This is a genomic window from Lyngbya sp. CCY1209, assembly GCF_055795065.1.
In genome coordinates, this window is the sequence record NZ_JAYFER010000521.1 from 1 (window position 1) to 20,735 (window position 20,735).

14 protein-coding genes are annotated in these 20,735 nt (G+C 50.1%); 9 read left to right on the forward strand and 5 right to left on the reverse strand.

Features of this window, described 5'->3' with window-relative positions; genetic code table 11:
• The first annotated feature begins 149 nt into the window (after positions 1-149).
• Together AC0QHF_RS17105 and AC0QHF_RS17110 are read left to right on the forward strand one after the other, a co-directional pair.
• Entirely contained in the window at positions 150-7,106 is a 6,957-nt protein-coding gene (locus AC0QHF_RS17105) for an RHS repeat-associated core domain-containing protein (protein ID WP_324705442.1), read from the forward strand.
• 112 nt (positions 7,107-7,218) lie between these two features.
• Positions 7,219-8,805: a hypothetical protein gene (locus AC0QHF_RS17110; protein ID WP_324705443.1), complete on the forward strand. Its 1,587-nt coding sequence runs from the start codon at positions 7,219-7,221 to the stop codon at positions 8,803-8,805.
• Positions 8,806-8,888: 83 nt separating this feature from the next.
• Here AC0QHF_RS17110 and AC0QHF_RS17115 read toward each other — a convergent pair whose 3' ends face one another.
• Positions 8,889-10,019 carry a pyridoxal-phosphate-dependent aminotransferase family protein gene (locus AC0QHF_RS17115; RefSeq protein WP_324705444.1) on the reverse strand — a complete coding sequence of 377 codons (1,131 nt, stop codon included), beginning with the start codon at positions 10,017-10,019 and terminating at the stop codon, positions 8,889-8,891.
• A 94-nt stretch (positions 10,020-10,113) separates the two neighbouring features.
• Here AC0QHF_RS17115 and AC0QHF_RS17120 point away from each other — a divergent pair, with 94 nt between their 5' ends.
• Positions 10,114-10,353 (forward strand): TIGR02450 family Trp-rich protein, encoded by a 240-nt coding sequence (locus tag AC0QHF_RS17120; protein ID WP_324705445.1) that lies wholly within the window; start codon positions 10,114-10,116, stop codon positions 10,351-10,353.
• Between the two features lie 51 nt (positions 10,354-10,404).
• On the opposite strand, the gene AC0QHF_RS17125 is transcribed toward AC0QHF_RS17120, so the two are convergent.
• Positions 10,405-10,779, reverse strand: a complete 375-nt coding sequence (locus tag AC0QHF_RS17125) for a GxxExxY protein (RefSeq protein ID WP_324705446.1) — start codon at positions 10,777-10,779, stop codon at positions 10,405-10,407.
• A 53-nt stretch (positions 10,780-10,832) separates the two neighbouring features.
• On the opposite strand from AC0QHF_RS17125, the gene AC0QHF_RS17130 reads away from it, so the two are divergent.
• Together AC0QHF_RS17130 and AC0QHF_RS17135 are read left to right on the forward strand one after the other, a co-directional pair.
• Positions 10,833-11,489 carry a hypothetical protein gene (locus AC0QHF_RS17130; RefSeq protein WP_324705447.1) on the forward strand — a complete coding sequence of 219 codons (657 nt, stop codon included), beginning with the start codon at positions 10,833-10,835 and terminating at the stop codon, positions 11,487-11,489.
• Between the two features lie 24 nt (positions 11,490-11,513).
• Entirely contained in the window at positions 11,514-11,744 is a 231-nt protein-coding gene (locus tag AC0QHF_RS17135; protein ID WP_324705448.1) for a hypothetical protein, read from the forward strand.
• 143 nt (positions 11,745-11,887) lie between these two features.
• Here AC0QHF_RS17135 and AC0QHF_RS17140 read toward each other — a convergent pair whose 3' ends face one another.
• Positions 11,888-12,568, reverse strand: a complete 681-nt coding sequence (locus tag AC0QHF_RS17140; protein ID WP_324705449.1) for a Uma2 family endonuclease — start codon at positions 12,566-12,568, stop codon at positions 11,888-11,890.
• A 37-nt stretch (positions 12,569-12,605) separates the two neighbouring features.
• Positions 12,606-13,913, reverse strand: coding sequence for a DNA cytosine methyltransferase (locus AC0QHF_RS17145; protein WP_324705450.1), 1,308 nt, complete (start codon positions 13,911-13,913; stop codon positions 12,606-12,608).
• Between the two features lie 261 nt (positions 13,914-14,174).
• On the opposite strand from AC0QHF_RS17145, the gene AC0QHF_RS17150 reads away from it, so the two are divergent.
• The gene (locus AC0QHF_RS17150; RefSeq protein ID WP_324705451.1) at positions 14,175-14,765 is read left to right on the forward strand and encodes a zinc ribbon domain-containing protein; all 591 of its coding nucleotides are present in this window, start codon (positions 14,175-14,177) and stop codon (positions 14,763-14,765) included.
• A gap of 208 nt (positions 14,766-14,973) precedes the next feature.
• Positions 14,974-18,117: a transglutaminase family protein gene (locus tag AC0QHF_RS17155; protein ID WP_324705452.1), complete on the forward strand. Its 3,144-nt coding sequence runs from the start codon at positions 14,974-14,976 to the stop codon at positions 18,115-18,117.
• Between the two features lie 298 nt (positions 18,118-18,415).
• Here the strand turns inward: AC0QHF_RS17155 and AC0QHF_RS17160 are convergent, their stop codons facing one another.
• The gene (locus AC0QHF_RS17160; RefSeq protein WP_324705453.1) at positions 18,416-19,375 is read right to left on the reverse strand and encodes an aldo/keto reductase; all 960 of its coding nucleotides are present in this window, start codon (positions 19,373-19,375) and stop codon (positions 18,416-18,418) included.
• On the opposite strand from AC0QHF_RS17160, the gene AC0QHF_RS17165 reads away from it, so the two are divergent.
• Together AC0QHF_RS17165 and AC0QHF_RS17170 are read left to right on the forward strand one after the other, a co-directional pair.
• Positions 19,359-19,607, forward strand: a complete 249-nt coding sequence (locus AC0QHF_RS17165) for a hypothetical protein (RefSeq protein WP_324705454.1) — start codon at positions 19,359-19,361, stop codon at positions 19,605-19,607. The genes AC0QHF_RS17160 and AC0QHF_RS17165 overlap by 17 nt on opposite strands.
• A 166-nt stretch (positions 19,608-19,773) precedes the next feature.
• The gene (locus AC0QHF_RS17170; protein WP_324705455.1) at positions 19,774-20,685 is read left to right on the forward strand and encodes a PAS domain-containing protein; all 912 of its coding nucleotides are present in this window, start codon (positions 19,774-19,776) and stop codon (positions 20,683-20,685) included.
• The last annotated feature ends 50 nt before the right edge of the window (positions 20,686-20,735 follow it).

A 20,735-nucleotide genomic window follows, 5' to 3' on the forward strand; every position in this document is an offset into this window, starting at 1 on the left:
AACAGCCAATTGGATTTGTCAGGAGTCAAAACTTTTAGTGGAAAAACTGATACGATAATTGAGGCGAAAGACGGTGGTTGTAGTAAATTTGATTTGGAAATAAGAGAATTGATGAATTCCACGGCAAAAACAATTATCAGGCAAGAAAAATGAATAGCATTTTCAACTCGGAAACAACTTCTTTCATGCCAGAAACAGAGATTCTGGGCATCAGCCCGGTTGAGAAAGAAAGTTTTGGTTTAGGAGGCGATCGCTCTTTCATTTCCAACTCTCATCAGGCTGGGACTTTGACTTTGGGACTGCCCACGGAATATATAGAGGAAGGGCAGGACAGCTTGCTTTTAAATCAACAAAATGAAGCGACAGAAAATGGCTTTTCATTGGGGTTTTCAAGCTTTATTGACACGGATGACGCAGGAGATTTACTGACAGGCAATACTGGAGAACTGCTACAAAAAGATGGCGAAGATTTGCTTATAGATGGTAACTTTGCTGTCGATAGAATGGTTGATGAGGCGCTACTAAAGGTTCGGGAGTTGCTGCAAGGGTTTGCCGATCGCCCCGAATTTGAGTCGGGGATGGAGTTGGCTTTTGGCAATCGTTACGATGAGAAAAAACTTGATGTTTTTAAAATGACTTTATCTGGGGGAGACTTGGAGGTTCTGCCAGAAATTGAGATTGTCAATCGCGATTTGATTGATGGGGCGAATGGTGCTTTTGCTGGAGAGACGGAAACGATTTATTTGGCTCGGGAATTTTTGTCGGAAAATTCGGGGGATGCGGGGGCGATAGCTTCTGTAATTATTGAGGAGTTCGGCCATTATATCGACGAAGAAATTAATGGTTTTGATGCGACGGGAGATGAGGGAGAAATATTTGCCAATCTCGTGCAAGAACGAATTTTAGATCCCCAGCAGTTACAGCAGTTAAAAGCCGAGGACGACTGGGCAACTCTTAATATAGATGGGCTAGTTATTGAAATCGAACAAGCAGCAGTTTCAGATAGTGGTGGTTTTGAAGGTAGCAATCAAACTCTAGTATTGGAAACTCCTGGTGCTGTTCCCTTGGCAATTCAATATGAAATGTTTTCCATACCCGATCGCTTAATCCTGCGTTATGGAGGCCAAAATATACTAGATACAGGGTTCATATCGGGCAGTAGCTTCTTACAAGTTGATGTTCCTGAAGGAAATTCTAATCAAGTACAAATCATCTTAGCCACTAACGATGAAGGCACTCAGTGGGATTACACAGTAACCACTGATTTGAGTATACTTCCTGATGAGGACGATTTAGACTCGGACGGACCTGATGGGCCGGAGGAGCGAGATCCTGAAGAAGAAAAACGAAATGAGGAGGATGGCAACGAAGATTGTAAGGGGACGGCGCCGGGAACTTCGGAAGTCGAATTGCATTCTGGGGCTGTTTTGGAAACCCACGAATTAGTACCTTATCAGTCTTTAAGTGCTAATCGAGGGTTTGTGCTGACATACGACTCGATGCGGGCAGATCCCAATCAAATTGTCTATTTTGGTTTTGATAATGTAGTTCCCGATTCGGATACCCGTTTGGTTGCCGAGTTGGCGGTTAATGGTGATAATTTTAACGTCCAACTACCGGGTTATCAGGGCAGTGATTTTGGACTGGATGGGGGGGAACACCTCTGGTCTATTCCTGATGATGGTTCGGGGGCAGCGAATGATGTTACCGCTTCTTTGGAAGTGGATATGAGCGATGCCCCAACCGGCGAGTATAGTTACGACTTGACCAGTGGATTGAGAGAATTAGTTGACGACGTTTTTACAGGAAATTCTAATACCACAACGGGCGATTTTTTGGTGGTCAACAGTATTGACAGTCCCTTCGGTAGCGGTTGGGGAGTGGCAGGATGGCAGGAGTTGGTAGAAAGTTCCGACGGTTCGGTATTGCTGGTTGATGGCGATGGCAGTGAATTGTTATATGAACCGCCAGCCAATCCCGGCGAGGCTTATGTTTCTCCTCCGGGTGACTTTTCTACATTGGTTAAATTGGCGGATGGCACGTTCCAACGCACGCTTAAAAATCAGACAATTTATCGCTATAACAGCGAAAATAAACTTGAATTGATGGAAGACCGGAATGGCAATCAGACCCGCTACGTTTATGACAGTGCGAATCAGTTAACCGAAATTGTTGACCCTGTGGGGTTGACCACGACTCTGGCTTACACTAACGGCAAGGTTAGCACAATTACCGATCCGGCAGGGCGGGTGACTCAGTTGAGATATGACCAAGCGGGTAATTTGATTCAAGTGACTGACCCCGATGGTTCCCAGCGAACTTGGGACTATGATGGAGAGCATCGGATGACGGGTGAAACCGACCAACGGGGGAATCGCGAACAGATGATTTATGGCTTGGCAGGTCGAGCCGATCGCGCGATTTTAAAAGATGGTCGGGAAATTGATTATAGTCCGGTGCAGTTGCAGGGTTTGTACGCACCGACTGCTACCGTTGACCCCACGAACGCACCATCCGCATTTGTTTTAGATGCCGACCCGGTGGCAACCTATGTAGATGCTAACGGCAAGGTTATCAATAACGTACTCGACCAAATGGGGCAAATTGTTGCGTCGTTTGACGAGGTGGGGGCGTTACCGACGGTGACTCGAAATGAGGATAATTTGATTGCCAGTCAAACCGATGCTCGTGGTAATGTCACCGCTGTTAGCTATGACGAACGGGGCAATTTGCTGTCGGTTGTTGATGCGATCGCAAGTGCTGCCAATACCCAACAGTCTTTTACTTATGACCCCACATTCAATCAAGTCACCAGCGTGACGGATGAGTTGGGTCGGCAAACTCTCTATGAAGTTGACCCCGACAACGGCAATTTGCTGACTATAACTGAGGTCGTGGGGCAAGTGGGTGGCGATGACGATTTGATCACTCGCTTTACCTATACGCCCCAGGGGTTGGTAGATACGATTACCGATGCTTTGGTACGGGTGACGGATAATGATTACGATTCCTTTGGGAATTTAGCTGAAATTACTGTTGCGGTGGGAACCCCTAATGAGGCGACACGAAGGTTTGAATACAATATTTTGGGTAACAGAACTGTAAGTATTGATGAAAACGGCAACCGCACTGAATTTGAATACGATGCTATGGGTCGCTTGAGCCGGGTTCGCAATACTTTGGATCAAGAAGCTCGTTACGAATATGACTTGGCAGGGAATTTGATATCTGCCAGCGATCGCTCGGGCAATATTACTCAATATGAATACGACCCTTTAAATCGTCAAACAAAAATCATTGATCCCCTCAATCAAGAAACCACCTTTGAATTTGATGGTGAAGGTAATATTGTATCGTTTGTAGATCCTTTGGGTCGTGAAACTGAATACAATTATGATGCTCGAAATCGTCAAACTTCAATTGTAAATGCTGAGGGAAAAACAACCTTATTTGACTATGACATCGACAATAATTTGACTTCATTTGTTGATGCTCGTGGCGATACCACTGCATATATTTATGATGCCCGAAATCGCTTGACGACTACCACTGATGCCTTGGGTAATGTTAGCTCTACTGCATACGATTTAGTGAATAACGTTATCGCAGAAATCGATAAGCTGGGTCGTACCACCTCCTTTGTTTATGATGATTTAAACCGACAAACCGGAATTACCGATGCCCTGGGTAACACGACAGCCTTCACTTATGATTCAGCCGCCAACCTAACCAGCATTACTGATGCCTTAAATCGCACCACCTTCTTTACCTACGACAATCTCAATCGTCCAACCGGCATGATCGATGCTCAAGGTAATACGACCACATCAGCTTACGATTCAGTGGGCAACCTAGTAGCTGTAACTGATGCACTCGGTCGAACGACTTCCTTTGATTACGATCCCCTCAATCAGCAAATCGCAACTACCGATGCTTTGGGTAATACTACGAATTTTACTTATGATGCCAATGGTAATCTCACCGCAATAACCGACGCATTGGGTCGCACAACAGCTTTTACTTATGATGATTTAGATCGGCAAACAAATATCACTGATGCCCTGGGTAAAACCACCAGCCTCACCTATGATGCTGTATCTAATCTCACGAATATTGCTGATGCCCTCAATCGGACAACCTCGTTTACTTACGACAACCTCAATCGCCAAACTAGCACCATCGACGTTCAAGGTAATACGACCACATCAGTTTATGATTCCGTGGGCAACCTAACCGCTGTGACTGATGCGCTCGGTCGAACGACTTCCTTTGATTACGATCCCCTCAATCAGCTAATAGCGACTACCAATGCTTTGGGCAATACTACGAATTTTACTTATGATGCCAATGGTAATCTCACCGCAACAACCGACGCATTGGGTCGCACTATGTCTTTGGTCTATGACGACTTAGATCGACAAACCAATATTGTAGATGCTTCAGGAAATACCGTCACTACAGCCTATGATGCCATAGGCAATGTTACTGAAATTACAGATCCACTCGGGCGCAAGAATTCTTTTACCTACGATGAGTTAAATCGGACGATTGGGATTACCGATCCTCTTGGCAATACCATTACCAATACCTACGATGCTACAGGCAACTTGCTGGCGATTACCGATCCAGTTGGCAACGTGACTGGCTTTACCTATGATGCCCTCAATCGTCAGATATCTGAGACCAATTCTCTGAGTGCATCTCGTAATTTTAACTACGATGAAGTTGGTAATTTAATTGCGACTGTTGATGCCAATAACCGAGTTCGCAATTTTACTTACGATGACTTAAATCGGCCAATGACAGAAATCTGGCTAGATGAGGCTGGAAACCCGATTGAAACCACCAATTTTACCTATGATTCGGTAAATCGACTGACTGCAATCCGCGATTCCAACTCGCGCTACGGTTACAGCTATGATGAACTGGATCGTCTGGTTGCAATCGATAATGCAGGTACGCTAGGTACTCCCAACGTTGTTCTCAACTATACCTACGATCCTGTAGATAATCTCCTCTCGGTTGCCGATAGTATTAACGGACAAGCAGGAGGTACTAACCGCTACACCTACAATGCTCTAGACCAAGTTAAATCAATTTCTCAGGAAGGAAATGGTGTCAGCGACAAGTTGGTTGATTTTGATTACGATGCAATCAGTCAGTTGACCAACACCAATCGTTTTTCCGATGCCAATGGCAATCAATTTGTAACGGGCAGCAATTATGTTTATGATGACATCAATCGCTTGACTGAAATTACTCATAGTAATGATACATCCCCAGTAGCGTTCCACAATTACAGCTTTGACGCTGGCAGTCAGATTACCCAGGTAGAAAATAGTGATGGCACGACTAACTACACCTACGACGATCGCAGTCAGCTCGTTGCTGTCAATCGTGCTAATAGGAGCAATTCAGATGAGTTCTACCGTTACGATGCTAACGGCAACCGGATCGCGTCTCAAGCGAGCAATGATAACGAGATCGATCGAGCAAACCGTTTTCTGTCGGATGATAATTACAGCTACGACTATGATAATGAAGGCAATCTCATCCGCCAAACTGAAATTGCCACCGGTGCCGTTCGCGAGTATGAATGGGATTACCGCAATCGTCTGGTTGCCGTTGTAGATCAGGATGCGACGGGTAATGAAACTCAACGGGTTGATTACACCTACGATGCTTTAAATCGGCGCATTGCTAAGGCGGTGGATCGCAATCCTCAAGATGCTGTGGCTGCTGTAGTTACTCATTTCGTTTACGACGGAGATGATGTGCTGTTGGAGTTCGTAGATAATGATGGCGTGACTGCGGGAAATCCACCAGCGTTGAATAAGCGGTATCTGCACGGGCCGTTAGTTGATGGAATATTGGCGCAAGAAGATGCTGCTGGCAATACTTTCTGGCATTTAGCAGATCATTTGGGAACTGTTCGAGATTTGGTTGATAATAGCGGTGCTTTGGTCAACCATATTGCTTACGATTCCTTTGGTAATGTTCTCTCTCAGACCGATCCGACAGTTGACAATCGCTATTTGTTCACGGGTCGGGAGTTTGATGGGGAAACGGGATTGTATTATTATCGCTCGCGATACTATGACTCAGCAATAGGAAGGTTTTTGAGTGAAGACCCTCTGGGATTTGGTGCGGGGGATGCCAATTTATATCGATATGTTTTCAATAATCCTGTTTCTTTTAGCGATCCAACTGGTGAAATCGCACCACTTGTTGTTGTTGGTGGTCTTATTGTTGCTGGTGGTTTAGTGGGAGGTGGAATTAATGCATTGCAGGGTAAAAGTTTTGGAGAAGGATTCGTTGCAGGTAGTTTAGGAACAGGGGCTGGTCTCGCTGTTGCAACAACGCTCCCAGCACTCGGAGCGGGTACAATAATAACAGCAATAGGAGCAGGAGGAGCAGGAGGATTGATCAGCAGTACTACAGAAGAAGTCTTTGATGTCACGAATCGTGGCGAATCTTTTGACGCTGATAAGATCCTAGGTGATACTGCATTTTCGGCTGCTACTGGCCCTGGTAAATTGCCTCGTTCTTTCAAAGATCTACCTGAGACTTTAAAACAAACGGGAGAAGAGGTACTCAAAGATACTGTAGAGTCACAAATTAAATCTGTAGCAAAAGATGCTTTGCTTAACCCACCCAATCAACCTGAATCACCACCGCAACCAACAAATGAACCTCCCAATCAACCTGACTCATCACCCGAACCAACAAATGAACCTCCCAATCAGCCTGAACCACCGCCAGAACCAACCAATCAACCCCGCAAGCAGCCTGAACCACCGCCAGAACCAACAAATGAACCTCCCAATCAGCCTGAACCACCGCCAGAACCAACTGATGGAGATGCTTGTAAACTGCCTCCAGACTATTTCGATAATCCGCCGCCAGCTAATCCAGAGCCACCCGCACCTCCCACAACACCGGATGAAACCTACGAAGTTAAAGATGGAGATACTTTATGGGATATTGCAGAAGAGGTTTACGGCGATCCTTACCGATATCCCGATCTCTACAACAACAACGATATTCGCAGTGGTAATCCCGACCTGATTTTCCCAGGAGAGACACTAAACATTCCTCGTTCATAATCGAAATAGCCAAAGATCTGTTTGATGCCAACCGCAGAAAAGCGATCGCCCTCCTCAAACCCTGGAAAAAGCGATCGCTCTCCCCAAAAACATCCTGAGCCAAACCCAACCCATGACCAACCCACTAACAACAGAAACTCAAGAAACCAGAACCACCAACGCAGTAGGAGACACCAGCGATCTATCCGTCATTGCCAACGTCACCCCACCTGCCGCCAACCTGGGAGACCAACTCACCTACAACTACACGATCACCAACAACGGCCCCAGCCAAGCCACCGATGTCACCTTTCGCGATCGCCTACCCTTCAAAGCAACCGTTGATGAGATCACATCCAGCCAAGGAACAACCGAAACAACCAACACCGCCGTCAAAGCCAACCTTGGTACTCTGAATGTCGGACAAAGTGCCACCGTTACCATTACCAGAACCGCATTAGTAGCCGATGTCCTCGACAGCGAAATAACCGTTACCAGCGACGAAACCGACCCCAACCCCAACAACGACACCTTCACCCAATCAGTCTTTGTCAACCCCGTATTTCCAGAACCCGTTGACCTCGAACTCACCAAAACTGCAGACAACCCCACGCCCCAAATCGGAGGCCAAGTTACATTCACCCTCACCCTCACTAACAACGGTCCTGGAGTGGCAAGTAGGGTTCAAGTCATCGACCTGTTACCACCCGGACTAACTTACATATCCGGCTTACCCGAACAGGGAGAATACGATGCCAACACCGGCATCTGGGATGTGGGCAACATGAGAGATAATCTCGATCGCACCCTAGATATAATCGCCCAAGTCAACGCCGGAGGTCCCCTAACCAACAGTGCCGAAGTCACCAGAATTGAGGAACTTGATACCGACTCCGCCCCGAACAATAATAACCCCGATGAAGACGACCAAGCATCCTTCACCATCAACGGTAGCGGCACATCACCAGGCGAGGGTGGCGTTGTACCCCCCACACTCAACACCGTCTCCATCGCCACCCCCGTACCCAACAACCTCGGCACGCTCCAAAATACCTTTAGCAACGGCTTCTATTACTTAACAGAAAACGATGACACCGCCATACCCCCGGAATTTGCAGAAACTCCCATTCTCGCCTTAAACGGCAACGACAATCTCACCGGCACTCAAAGAGCAAATTATATTGATGGCAACCAAGGCAGCGACACCCTCAACGGACTCGCTGGCAATGACTCTTTATTCGGCGGGGAAGCATCCGATCTAATTTACGGCGATACCGGCGACGACCTAATTTTGGGAGGTACAGATAACGATCATCTCAATGGCGGAGACGGCAACGATCTCTTGCAAGGGGGTAGCGAAAACGATGTTGTTTCAGGAGGCTTGGGTGGCGATTGGCTGTGGGGCGATTTCGGCCAAGACATCCTTGTTGGAGGCGCAGGCAACGATGTATTTGTCATCGCAATTAATGGAACTGTAGCAACCCCACTGGAACAGGCGGATGTCATCACAGACTTTCAACCCGGAGCAGACATAATCGGTTTGACTAACAATTTAGTATTGAGCCAACTGACCTTTGAACCCGTTAACTTACAAATTGATGGAGCATCGCCCGTGGCTTCTACTGCCATTCAGCTTAATGGCGATTATTTAGCGATCGTTCAAGGCGTGGCAGATACCGACATATTTGCTGATAATACTAATTTTGGGGCGATCGGCTAGAGATTAGAAACCGGGTTTCTTCAGCAATGTTGCGGTTAGGACAAAAAAATCATCATAGAAACCCGGTTTCTTTTCCGATCGCCTTACAACACCCGCTGCAACGCCGCCAACAACAGCAGCACATTTTCAGGGCGAGAATTATAACCCATCAAGCCGACCCGCCAAACTTTCCCGGCGAGTTCCCCCAAACCGCCGCCGATTTCGATATTATATTCGAGCAATAATTGACGCGCGATCGCTTTCCCATCCACCCCATCCGGAATGCGAACCGTCGTCAGGGTGGGCAGTCGAAATTCGCGATCGACGTGGCAGGTTAACCCCACATCCTCCAACCCGTTCCAGAATAATTCTGCGGTGCTTTGGTGGCGCTTCCAACTGGCTTCGAGCCCCTCTTCCGCCAAAATTTTCAACGCTTCCCGGATGCCGTAATTCATGTTGACGGGGGCGGTGTGGTGGTAGACGCGATCGCTCCCCCAATACCGACATAATAACGACATATCCAAATACCAATTCGTCACCGGAGTGCGGCGTTTATTTAACTTTTCCACCGCCCGAGGACTCATGGTAAAGGGCGAAACTCCCGGCGGACAGCCCAGCCCTTTTTGACTGCAACTGTAAGCCAAATCGACACCCCATTCGTCCAAAAATAGGGGGACGCCGCCCAAACTGGTGACGGTATCGAGTAATAATAAACAGTTGAATTCCCGACACAATTCTCCCACCCCTTCCAAGGGTTGACGCGCCCCGGTGGAGGTTTCGGCGTGCACCAATGCCAGCACGGCGGGGCGGTGTTCTTCCAAGCCTTTTCGTAATTCTTCCAAACTGAAGACTTCACCCCAAGGTTTCGTCAATTTGCGGACGTCGCCGCCGTAGCGTCCCGCCATATCAACGAGGCGGTTTCCGAAATAGCCCATCACCCCCACGAGTACCACGTCGCCCGGTTCGACGACGTTGGCGAGGGTGGCTTCCATCGCGGCGCTTCCCGTCCCGCTCACGGGGATGGTCATGGCGTTATCCGTCTGCCAAGCATAGCGCAGCAGGGTTTGAACTTGATCCATCAGTTCCAAAAATTTCGGGTCGAGGTGTCCGATGGGGGGCATCGCCATCGCCTGCAGGACTCGGGGATGGGCGTTGGAGGGTCCCGGGCCGAGTAGCAGTCGGGGCGGTACGTTCAACTGGGGGGGGATGATGCGGTGGGTGTCGTTGATGGTCATAAAATCGTTTTGGAACTCAATGCTTGACTACTCGCCTATTTTCCCGCGATCGCCGTTCTGGCACAATTAAGAATTGAGAAGATCCACAATTGCCATGCCGAAAAAGCAAAAATTCCCCCATCTCGTCGGTTCCAAGTGGACGGCGACTCGAAAAACCTGGGGTTGGCGACATTTTCAGGTTGTCAACCGCAAAAATGAGGGCCAGTGGGTGTTTGCCGAACTGGTGGCGTCCTGCGACCCGACGGTTCGCTTTTGGTTGAATGCCAAACAACTCAAAGATCGGAGACTTTGGGAACCGGGATGGCAATCTACTCAGGAACTTGAGGAGATTTAATGATTTTTGAACCACTCCAGGCACAGAGGACACAGAGAGAAGAGAGAGGGGTTAATTGTTGAGGAGGCGTTTGATGCCGTTTTTGAGGATGGGGACGTTAAAGTTGATGAGGAGTCCGAGGCGGAGTTTGCAAAGTTTGAGGTAGGTGAGAAGTTGGGCATCGTGAATGGGTAGGAGTGCATCGACCGCTTTTAATTCGACAATGATGCGCTTTTCAACCAACAAATCTAGGCGATACCCGCACTCTAATTTGATGCCTTTATAAACTACGGGTACTGGAATTTGTTCCTCGACTGTCAACCCTCGCTGTCGCAATTCATAAGCCAAACATTTCTCGTAAGCTGATTCAAGCAACCCCGGCCCTAACTCCCGATGTACTGTTATTGCAGCCCCAATCACCCGCCCCGATATCTCATTCAACTCCATCTGGCGTGTTCTCTGTGCCTCTGTGGTTTTATTTCCTCCTATTATACAACAAAATGGATTACGAGTACATCAAACAAGCGATCGCACAATTAGAAACCACCACTAACCAACTAAAGGACTGGGTGGAAACGGTTCCCCCAGAACGGGCAAAAATTCACCGAGTTCGGGAGATGCAAGCCGCAATTCGGGAGGCTTTGGCGAGTCTGGAAGCGGCGATCGCACCCCCGAATTTGGAACATTTGCCGCCGGATGTGTTAGAACGGGCGGAGGCGTCGGGAATTCCTCTGGGCGATATTGAAGTGCAGGTGGCGATCGCATCTCACGACCTGTCTCAGGTGATGGGAATTCTCACGGAAATTGAAAATCGGGCGGAAAGTATTCGCAGGCCGAGGGAATATTTTCTGGTTCGGTTGCCGGATATGCCGGTGGAACGGTTGGGATCGCGGCTTCCGGTCTACACGGCGGCGGATTTTCAACAGTCGAAAGAACCGCCAACGAAGGAATTTCGCGATCGCCTGAAAGCCAAATACGGGCTCGATCGGCTGACGGGAAAATCCCCGCGATCGCGATCGACGCTATTTGAGAAAATCAAACAGGCGAAACAAACTCTGGAACGTCCCGAAACACCCGACCCGCGATCGGATAAAATAGAAACCTCGCCGACAGTTGAAGCCCACAACTGGGAACTGGATGAGGACATCCCATTTTAATTGAATTATCAAGGAGAATAATTGATGACTAACACCGAAAAAACACCGGAAAATCAGAACGAAAAAAATCAATCTCTAGATGAAGTGAGTGTCGGCTTAGATGCGGGAAACTTGCCTCCCAAACAGGTGGGACTCTCCCCAGACAAACTCGACCAAGTTGCCGCCGAAATTAACGCCAATTTAGATCGAACTCAAGAAACTTGGGAGCAAGAGCAGGACTGGACGGATAACAAATCCACGGGACACTTAACGTAAAACTCGGTTAACAAGGAGGACTGTCAAAACAATTCTCCCCCCTTCATAAGGGGGGTTGGGGGGGATCTCCACTTTGAACGAGGATCGAGATCCCCCTAAATCCCCCTTAAAAAGGGGGACTTTTAATTCATTCAGTGTTCCCCTCACAATTGCTCGGGATCGATTCCCAATTCTCGCAACTTTGCAGCCATTTTTTCGTTTTGCTTTTGTGCCATTTCCGCCACTTCCTCCGGAGTCGGAACGAGTTGCCCCTCGGGGGTGAAAAATCGCAGTTGTTCGTTTTCCACACCCAAGAACAGTTGCATTTCTTCGCTCCACAACCATCCCCGTTCGTTGGGTTGCATCGCTTCATAGGTTCCGCGAGTCAAAGCAAATCCTTTAAACTCCAGGGTATGGGGAGAAAACCAGAAATATTCCGGGGTTCGGAAAACGTCTTGATAGATGCGTTTTTTCACGCCGCGATCTGTTGTTGCGGTCGAATCCGATAATAATTCGACGATGACATTGGGATATTTGCCATCTTCCTGCCACACCACCCAACTTTTTCGCGGTTTCCGTTCCGTATCCCGTACCAAGAAGAAATCCGGCCCTCGGAAATACTCGGACTTTTTCTGGTTGGGACTGTAGTAAATTGTCAGATTTCCGGCGGCAAAATAATCCTGACGATCTTTCCAAAGCCATTCCAGACATTTTAAGAGAAGGATGATTTGTTGAAGGTGTAGATAGCTTTCCAATGGCGGCTCCTGACTTTCTATATCTCCGGGGGGAAATTCAATTCCCTCGATGGTCGATCGCATTTCTTCTATATCTTTTGCTAGAGTCATTCTTTCCTCCCATTTTATATGTTCATTATAGTTGAATTTATTCTCGCCTTCGTTTGTGAAGTCTATCGGTGCGATCGCGGCTCCGAATCGGCACGTCAATTTTCCAATATTTCGATGCTTCAGCCATATTCATTTTTAATAACTTCTCAGAACCCAAATCAATCACCCGATCTGGACGCTGAGGTGTGATTTCCATTGTATCGAGAAGGGAAGATGCGATCGCACGCGCCAACAACGGCGGCACCGCATTTCCGATCTGGCGGGCTCCGTGCCATTTGGTTTCGTGGAATCGGAACCAGTCGGGGAAACTGTGCAAACGCGCCATTTCTCTGACTGTGATACAGCGGGGATAAGCGTAGTGGATGGGACGGGGACTGGTAAACGCGCCCCTGGCGGAATCCGTCCCGGCTCTCAAAGTATTGGAAACGCCGTCGGGGGGGAGTTTAAAAAATCGGGAAATGGGTTCTGTTTTACCCGGTTCTGTTTCGTCAAAACGCCGTCGGGAAGTATCAGTATGATTGCTTCTGAGGCTGGAAGTGAGCAGCCGGGAATTAAAAATTCTTCGATAACCGTATTCCCAGGCATCATCACTCAAGCAACGCATGAATTCGGCGTATTGACTCGGCTTTCCCCACTTTTCCGTTGCGACAAAATCAATTTTTTTTAAACTTTTAAATTTTTCGATATCCGGGAGATCGTCCAATGCATCTCGGCAATTTGGACTTTCCGGCAATTCTTCTTGTTTCCCTCTTTTACTTCCCGCCGGACGGGTGATGGGTTGGGGATATTCGGGAATCGGCAAACCCTGACGCGCACCGAGTAGAATCAGGCGCTCTCGGTTTTGGGGAACGCCAAAATTTGCCGCATTTAAAACCCGCCACGGTTGGGCGACCCGATATCCGTTCGATTCAAATGTCTCGATCAGTTCGTCCAAAAACTTGCGATGTTTTCCGACTGTCAATCCTTTGACATTCTCGAAGACAAAATAATCGGTTTCCAGTTCGGTGACGAGTCGCACGAAGTCCCGCACCAAAGCGTTTCGCGGATCGTCGAGAATGCGCTGTCCGATCAGAGAAAATCCCTGGCAGGGGGCACCGCCGAAAACGACATCAACGGATCGATCGCCGATGCCGGAAATTTTGCGGATTTCATCTCCGGAAATGTCGGACACCGATCGCGGCAAAATGGCACAGTCGGGAAAGTTATAATAATGTACCGCAGCATGGATCGGATCGACTTCCACCGCCGCCACGACATCGAATCCCGCCTGTTCAAACCCCAGGCTGAATCCCCCCGCACCTGCGAACAGATCGATACCGATGGGACGAGTGGTTGGGTGAGACATTGTTGATCGAAGTGAAACGGTATACGAACGGCTTGAACACCTATTCAACATTATGATACGCGATCGCCTGACATCTCCGCAGCAGAATCGCACCGGAACCCCCGGGGCCACTTTCCACCGTCGGAGTAATGGCGGCGAAAACCTGACAATATACACCATTTTCGCGCCACTTCTAACACAAATGTTAAGAAGTCCAAGTCTGCGAAGCGACAATCCTACAATGTTAGGGTTAGATGTTTCTTATGGTAGGAAGAGGCCATTATGCCTTATGTATGCGAGCTAGGCACCGGCCAAAGAGTTTACTTAGACAATCAGGGAGGGCAAACCCTGATCACGACCGCCAGCGGTGCTCCCGGACAGCAACAACAATCAAGCAGCGGCTTTCAAACTGGAAATTGGACTTCCCCGCCCTCAATTTACCGGACGGGAAATGGAATAATTTTAAAAATTGAAACCGCCCAGGGCGAACACTTCGTCCAACTCCAGGGAAGCAGCATGAGCGTCATGGGTCAGACCCCCTCCCTCGGAAGCGCCCAGCAGATGTCCGTCCAACAGGTTTCCAGCACCCCCGCATCCTCGCCATCGATGGAACCGATGAAACCGATGGAACCCATGCAGATGGAACCCATGCAACCCATGCAACCCATGCAACCCATGAAAATGGGAGACATGGAAATGGGCACCAACCCGATGCAAATGCGGATGGGCAATATGGAGATGAAAATGGGGGGATCTTCTTCCTCATCTTCCTCATCTTCCTCGGGGGGAACCCGGCGCTTTTGTAACAACTGCGGTGCCAGTGTCAAACCCGACGATCGCTTCTGCGGCAGTTGCGGCCACCAACTCAATTAACGCGACAAAGGGGAAATAAAAAAAGGGCGGATTTCGCCAGATATCCCATTAAAAGATATTCGAGAATCCGCCCAAAATTGTAGGGGCGCAAAGCTTGCGCCCGATGCAATGCCTGCGATGTCGTGTGGAAGGTTTCTGCCAGAGGCAGGCACGGAGGCACTGCCCCCACACTCCACACCCCACACCACACCCCACACCCTTCTTAATCATGTCCATTAAAGTCAGCCTCAACCACCAGCTTTCCTATCAATTTGAACGCCCGGTTATTCTCGGCCCCCACACCATCGGACTGCGGCCCTCTCCCCACTGCCGCACCCCCATTAACAGCTATTCCCTCAACATCGAACCGCGAGATTACAGTATCACCTGGCAACAAGATCCCTACGGCAACTATCTGGCGCGGGTGAACTTTCCCCAAAAAAGCGATCGCCTCACCGTCACAGTGGATTTGATCGCCGATCTCCACCCCATCAACCCCTTCGATTTCGTGATGGAAAGCTACGCCGAACGCTATCCATTCAACTACGAAAAACAACTCGCCAAAGAACTGATTCCATTTTTAGAAATAGCCGATTCCGGAGAACTCGTCGAAAACTGGGTCGAAAAAAACCGCGCATCGGACATCTACACCCCCGAATTTATCCTCAACATCAATCAACAACTTTCCCGAGAAATCGAATACACCGTCCGCCTCGAACCCGGCATTCAAACCTGCGAAGAAACCCTGCAAAAGAAAATCGGATCGTGCCGCGATACCGGATGGCTGCTGGTGCAAATTCTGCGGCACTACGGACTCGCCGCCCGCTTCGTTTCCGGTTATTTAATTCAACTCAAAGAAGACGTTCCCTCCCTCGACGGACCGCCGGGACCCGAAGCCGATAACGCCGATTTACACGCCTGGGCGGAAGTTTACATCCCCGGCGCCGGGTGGATCGGTTTGGACCCCACGTCCGGTTTTTTGGCTGCAGAAGGACACATTCCTCTGGTGTGCACCGCCGAGCCCGAAGCCGCCGCGCCCGTCCAGGGGACGGCGGAACCCTGCGAGTCCCACCTGGATTTTTCAATGACGGTTTCTCGCCACGAAGAACAGCCCCGAGTCAGCAAACCTTACAGCGAAATTCAGTGGGAAAATATCGATCGCCTCGGACGGTTGGTGGAGGATAAATTACAACAGTTAAACGTGGGGTTGACAATGGGGGGCGAACCCACATTTGTCTCCATCGACGATTTCGAGTCTCCCCAGTGGCAGGTGCAGGCTTTGGGCGAGGAAAAACGGCAATTGGCGGGGCAGTTATTGCACCGTCTGAAAGATAAATTTTCCTCCGGCGGCGGGTTGCTGCACTACGGGATGGGAAAATGGTATCCCGGCGAAATACTGCCCCGGTGGGCGCTGGGCTGTTACTGGCGGGAGGACGGGACGCCGATTTGGCGCGATCGCAATTTGATGGCGGTTGACGGCAAGGATTACGGCTACACCGTCCCCCAGGCGGAAACGGTGATTCGGGAATTGACAAAACAGTTGGGAATTAATCAGAACTCCATCATTCCCACCTACGAATTGGAAACGGAGGAGTTGGCGGGGTTCGCGTTGCCGATTCTGCCGGTTTTGTGGGAAGGGGAATTGCGGTGGAGTAGCTGCGATTGGAAATTGCCGGACGAGAAATTAATTTTATTAAAAGGAGATTCGCCGCTGGGGTTCCGCCTGCCTTTAAATGCGATCGCCTGGGCGGAAGAATTGCACCCGGAAGCGCGGGTTCCCCTCACTCATAAACCCGCCGTCGTCGGTTCCGAACCCATCAATTTGCCGGACAATTCTGTGCGGGTGGCGATGGCGGTGGAAGTTCGGGGCGGCTGCATTCACGTTTTTCTGCCGCCCATCACCTCGGCGCGGTGTTTTTTGGATTTAATTACAGCGATTGAAAATACCGCCAAAACGGTCGATATTCCGGTTTTAATTGAAGGCTATACCCCCCCCGGAAATGATGGCATCGTCGGCTTTCAAATTACGCCCGATCCGGGGGTGATCGAAGTCAACATTCACCCGGCAAAAAATTGGGAAGAATTGGTGAAAATTACCGCCAGTTTGTACGAAGAGGCGCGACTGTGCCGGCTGGGGACGGAAAAATATGCGATCGACGGACGCCGCATCAGCACCGGCGGCGGGGCGCACATCACCATCGGCGGCAAAACGGCCGAAGAAAGTCCCCTGTTGCGCCGTCCGGACTTGTTGCGGAGTCTGATTTCCTACTGGCAAAATCACCCCAGTTTATCCTATCTGTTTTCGGGGTTATTTGTGGGGCCGACCAGCCAATCGCCCCGGGTGGACGAGGCGCGGCACGAGAGTTTGTATGAATTGGAAATCGCCTTTCAAGAGTTGCAGCCGGGGCGAGAAGTGCCGCCGGAATTGGTCGATCGCCTATTGCGAAATCTGTTAATTGATGTCACCGGAAATACCCACCGTTCCGCCTTTTGCATCGACAAACTTTATCCGGTGGAAAACTACCGCAACCAGTTGGGATTGTTGGAGTTTCGCGCCTTCGCCATGCCCCCCCACCCCCGCATGGGATTATTGCAAATGCTGTTAATCCGATCGCTCGTGGCGTGGTTCTGGGAACATCCCTACACCCAGCCGTTGATTCGCTGGGGTACGACGCTTCACGATCGCTTCCTTCTGCCCTATTTTATTGAGGAAGATTTGGGGGCAGTTTTACAAGAGTTGAACGCGGCGGGTTATCCGTTTGAATTAAGTTGGTTCAAACCCTTCGTCGAATTTCGGTTTCCCCCCTACGGAGAAATCACCCGCGACGGCGTGACGCTGGAGTTGAGACACGCGATCGAACCCTGGCACGTCTTGGGGGAAGAAACCGGCAGCGACGGCACCGCCCGCTATGTGGATTCCTCGATGGAAAGATTGCAGGTAATGCTGCGGGGCGCGGTGGGCAATTCCCCCGGTTTGGACGGATTTTCCAGCCGCTATGTCGTCACCTGTAACGGCTATCCAGTGCCGTTAAAATCGACCGGAAACATGGGGGAATATGTCGGCGGGGTGCGGTTCCGGGCGCGACAGTATGCGGCGTTATTACACCCCTCCATCGAGTCTCACAGTCCCCTGTTATTCGACATTATCGACACTTGGACGATGCGATCGCTCGGCGGCTGCACCTACCACGTCAACCCCCCCAACGGCATCATTCACAAAACATTCCCCGTCAACGAACGGGAGGCGGAATCCCGGATGTTGGAACGGTTCGTTCCGATGGGGCACACGCCCGGAAAAGTCGAGATTTCGCCCCCCAATTTGAGCCCCGAATATCCCCTAAATTTGGATTTGCGACGGGTCAATTTATTTTAGGGTGTAGGGTGTAGGGTGTGGGGTGTAGGGTTTGGGGTGTGGGGAGGCAGAGGAGGCAAGTTCAGATCAAATTCAGTTTTTGAACCCTAAAAATTCCCCAATCATCTTTAGATGATTTGAGCTGGTAGGGGCCCCTGGCTTGCGCCCTCGGGAATTGATTCCCAAGCGGTCCAGATGTTCAACCCGTTTCTGGACTCCCTCCGCTTGACCGTTGCCTCCCTCCCGACTCCCGACTCCCGACTCCCGACTCCCCTCCCTCCGCCTCCTCCGCCCCCTTGCAAAGGTCAATAAAAAGACCCTATTTATCCAGCCAGGGCCGGGTCATTTCCTCCAAACTGGCGATTTCCTCCGGGCTCATCTGCCAACCGATCGCACCCGCATTGTCCCATACTTGAGTGGTCGTTTTCGCCCCCGCGATCGCGATTACACCCGGTTGGGCATTCACCCAATTTAACGCGACTTGGGCGGGGGTTTTGCCGTAATTCTGACCGATTTCGTACATTTTTTTGAGGACGGGTTCAATTTTTTTCAACCCCGATTCTTTGAAGCGCGAGTCAAATTTTCGCGCCCCTTCCGGGGGATTTTCCGGGGTGTATTTACCCGTCAACAATCCCTGGGCGAGGGGGCTGTAGGCGAGAATCGTCACCCCCAATTCCCGGGCGGCATCCAGAATTCCGACCTTTTCAACTTTGCGGGTCAAAAGAGAATAGCGGACTTGATTCGTCGCCAGGGGGATGCCCCGGGACTGCAAAATTTGGTGGGCGGTCCGCATTTCCTCGGCTGAATAATTGCTCACGCCGATCGCCCGAATTCTGCCCTTTCTCACCTCGTCCGCCAGGGCATTCATCAACGTTTCTTGGCTCATAAAAAACGTAAACGGCCAGTGGACCTGATACAGGTCGATCTGCCCCAACTGCAACCGCCGCAAACTATCCGTCACGGCATCCGCCACGGACTGTCCCCAAATTCGCCAGGGCACCGGACCGTATTTGGTGGCAATTAAAACGGGGCGATCGATTTTCTGCATGAACCGCCCCAGCAGTTCCTCGGATGTCCCGTTTCCGTAGACTTCTGCCGTGTCGAAAAAGCCGACACCGGCCTCGATCGCCGCGTGGAAAGCCGCCTCAACCTCCGCCTCCCCGTAGTCTTTGCCGTAATTCCAAAATAAACCGTCGCCCCAGGACCAGGTGCCGATACACAGGGGCGGGACTTCAATTCCCGTCTGTCCGAGGGTAGAAACGGTGGGTGTCGCAGTCACGGTAGAAGAACTCCTGAATTCTGTTGTTAACTATTGTGACGCGATTTTTCCGAGAGTCACAGACTGCGGCGGACTCGGACTCGGCGGTTGGGGTTCTGCTTGCCGATCCATCCGCGATCGCTCGGTGGCAACCGGTGTGGTGTCAAAATTGACAGGAACAATTGCTGAGGCGATCGTTTTTATCGGATATAAGAATATGGTAAAATCAGAAAATGTTGATGTCAAAAATTAACTTTAAATTAATAAAAAAAAATTGATAAAGCCAATTCTTTGCCATAAAAAACCGGAATTTTAGACGGGTATAATCCATCTAAATTGCAGCAAAAATCATCCAATGTAAGGAAGTTTTACGATTTTATAAACATCGATTCACCTATTTTTAACCATCTCTCAGTCCCATGAATCATTTTGACGGTTTTCTCAATCTATCCGATCGCCCCCCATCCGACAGCATCTCCGATCCCCAGGTTCGATGTCTATTTCTAAACGCATTTGACGCGATGCTCTTGGTCGATCAAAGGGGACGGCTGGCGGCGGCCAATCCGGCAGCCTGCGAACTGCTGGGGATCGACCCCGACCGCCCGTTATCCGACCGTTGGGAAGCCTTCAGCCCATCCGAGGAGTTGGCGACAATTGCCGAGAAACTGGCAGAAAATGACGTCCTTCAAGGGACGGGAACGGTGATGGGGAAAAACGGTCGCCCCCGAAATGTCGAATATCGCGCCGCGGCCAATTTTACCCCCGACCGCCATTTGTTAATTTTAAAACCGATCGCCAACTATCGCCAGCTAGAAACCGAATTTTTAGACATTCAAGAACGCCATCAATTGGTGATTCAAGGCATCGGAGAAGGGATCTGGGATTGGGATTGTCAGAGGGACTCGGCGATCGTCTCGCCGCGATATTGGGAAATCCAGGGTTACGACCCCGACGAAATGGGACAAGAGAGCTTTTCCGACTTCCTCGATCGCCTCCACCCCGACGACCTGACCTCCGCCTATCAAGTTTACGGCGACTACATCGCCGGGCGGCGATCGGATTATCGGGTCGAATTCCGCCAGCGCACCAAAACCGGGGAATGGAAGTGGATTCTGTCCGTCGGCAAATTGGTGGAATGGGACAGGGACGGCCGGCCCCTGCGGATGATCGGCACCCACACCGACATCGGCGCCTACAAACAGATGGAATCCGCCCTGCGGGAGTCCCGGCGGCAGTTGCAGGACGTCCTGAACAGTTGCGCCGCCCACATCGTCCAACTGTGGGTGTTTCCCGATCGCACTTGGGAATACGTGAATAGGTCGGGAGCTTGATAGCCCTGCTGCTTTAGCGCGGGGTGGAAAAGCGACTCGTGCGGCTTTAG